The 1,962-nt window shown below is 71.0% G+C and carries 3 protein-coding genes; 2 read left to right on the top strand and 1 reads right to left on the bottom strand.

The window, feature by feature from the left end:
* Positions 1-417, bottom strand: a 417-nt coding sequence (locus IP78_RS15410) for a hypothetical protein (RefSeq protein ID WP_197272475.1), incomplete at its 3' end; no start/stop codon positions are given.
* Between the two features lie 100 nt (positions 418-517).
* Here IP78_RS15410 and IP78_RS14355 point away from each other — a divergent pair.
* The gene (locus IP78_RS14355) at positions 518-1,387 is read left to right on the top strand and encodes a 50S ribosomal protein L11 methyltransferase (protein WP_054112345.1); all 870 of its coding nucleotides are present in this window, start codon (positions 518-520) and stop codon (positions 1,385-1,387) included.
* A gap of 52 nt (positions 1,388-1,439) precedes the next feature.
* Entirely contained in the window at positions 1,440-1,904 is a 465-nt protein-coding gene (locus tag IP78_RS14360) for a hypothetical protein (protein WP_156320442.1), read from the top strand.
* Positions 1,905-1,962 lie beyond the last annotated feature (58 nt).

The following is a 1,962-nucleotide window of genomic DNA, read 5'->3' on the forward strand; positions in this document are numbered from 1 at the left end:
GGCGGCCTTGGCGGCGGCCGTTTTCGGCGCGGCCTTCACGGCCGGTTTGGCCGTCGACTTTGCGGCAGGCTTCGCAGCCGCCTTGGCGACAGGGGCCTTGGCGGCGGCGGCGGCCTTCGGGGCCGGCGCGGCCTTGACCGATGTCTTGGCGGCCGGGGCCTTGGTGGTGGCCTTCACTGCGGGAGCAGCTTTGGCGGCCGCCGTCGTCTTGGCCACGGGCGCGGCCTTCGCAGCGGCCTTGGCAGCCGGGGCCTTGGTCGCTGTGGTCTTGGCCGGAGCCGTCTTCGCCGCCGTCGCGGCCTTGGTGGCCGGAGCCTTGGCGGCGGTGGTCGCGGATTTCGCGGTCGACTTCGTAGCCGGTTTCGGCTTGGAAGCGGCGGATGTCTTGGACGCGGCAGTAGACGGTGACTTGGCCATGTATTCCCCGACCCCTCGGTTGAAAGCGACACGACCGGATGGGCAGGAGCCGGGCGCGTTCGTGGTTGTATCGATTCGCGATGATAGCGAGGTTTCCTGAATGTCCCAAAACCCGGTCCAGATCATCGCCCGAGGCCCCCGCGCGGTCGCCGAAGCCGCCGCCTCCGCCATCGACATGACCCCGCTGCTGGAGGGCGCGACCTACTCCATCCTGGAGGAGGACGAGGATCGCGGGATCTGGCGCATCGACGCCTTCCCAACCTCGGACGAGGAGGCGGACGGCCTTCGCGCCGTGCTGGCCGACCACGGCGATCTGGTCGTCACGACCGAGGAACTGGCCGACGCCGACTGGCTGGCCATGTCGCTGTCGGGCCTGCCGCCGGTGCGTGCCGGCCGCTTCTTTGTCTATGGCGCGCATGATCGCGGCCGGGCGCCGGCGTCGACGGTGAACCTGCGGATCGAGGCGGGCGCCGCTTTCGGCACCGGCCATCACGGCACGACGACAGGCTGTCTGCTGGCCTTCGACGATCTGCTGAAGCGCGAGCGGTTCGAGCGGGTGCTGGACGTTGGCTGCGGCACGGGCGTCCTGGCCATCGCGGCGGCGCGGACCGGCAGCCGCGTCGCGGTCGGCACCGACATTGACCCGGTCTCGGTGCGCATCGCCAACGAGAACGCGAGCCTGAACCGCGCCAAGTGCCGCTTCTTCCACGCCTCGGGCCTGGACGACCGTCGCATCCGGGCTGAGGCCCCGTATGATCTCGTCTTCGCCAACATCCTGGCCCCGCCGCTGGTGGCCCTGTCGCAGGACATCAAGCTGGCGCTTCGGATCGGCGGGGTGGCGGTGCTGTCGGGTCTGCTCCGAACGCAGGAGCGTCGCGTGACGGCGGCCTACCTGTCGCGCGGCTTCCGGCTCGAGAGCCGCATCCGCCGCGACGCCTGGAGCGCGCTCGTCCTGCGTCGGGTGGGCTGAGCGGAACAACCACCAAGCGGGGCCGTTGACGGGGTTCAACAAGGACGAGCCCGTGACCCAGTACGATCCCAACCAGCCGCCCCCCGTCGAGCGTATCGTCGTCTCTGAGCCCGTCTACACCGAGACCGTGGTGGTCCAGCGCGAGTCCAACACCGGCTGGTGGATCGCAGGCGGCCTGGCCGTCGTCGCCCTGATCGCTATCTTCTTCCTGCTGTCGAACGGCGGCCGGGATGACCAGACCGAAATCGAGCTCGCCCAGGCGCGGGCCGATGCCCTGGCCGCCCAGGCCCAGGCCGATCAGGCCGTGCTGCAGAGCCAGATCAACGGGGCCCAGCAGAGCGTCGATATCGCGCGCTCGGAGGCCGCCCGCGCCCAGGCCGACGCGATCCGCGCCGCCGCCGAAGCCCGGACTGAAATGGCCCGCGCCAGCCAGCCGGTGATCATCCAGGCCCCCGCGCCCCAGCCGGCTCCGTCTCCCGACGTGGCCACGGTGACCACCACCTCGCCCCAGCCCTAAGGGCGTCGCATCTCCCGCCCCGGCACGGGGAGGGCGGTCGCATAGCGACCGGGTGGGG

Origin of the sequence: Brevundimonas sp. AAP58 (genome assembly GCF_001295975.1) — a bacterium.
In the GTDB taxonomy this organism is placed as follows: Bacteria; Pseudomonadota; Alphaproteobacteria; order Caulobacterales; family Caulobacteraceae; genus Brevundimonas.

Bases quoted from the DNA above. Each gene is read 5' to 3' on its own strand.
- IP78_RS14355 (WP_054112345.1), top strand. From the start codon at position 518: ATGTCCCAAAACCCGGTCCAGATCATCGCCCGAGGCCCCCGCGCGGTC.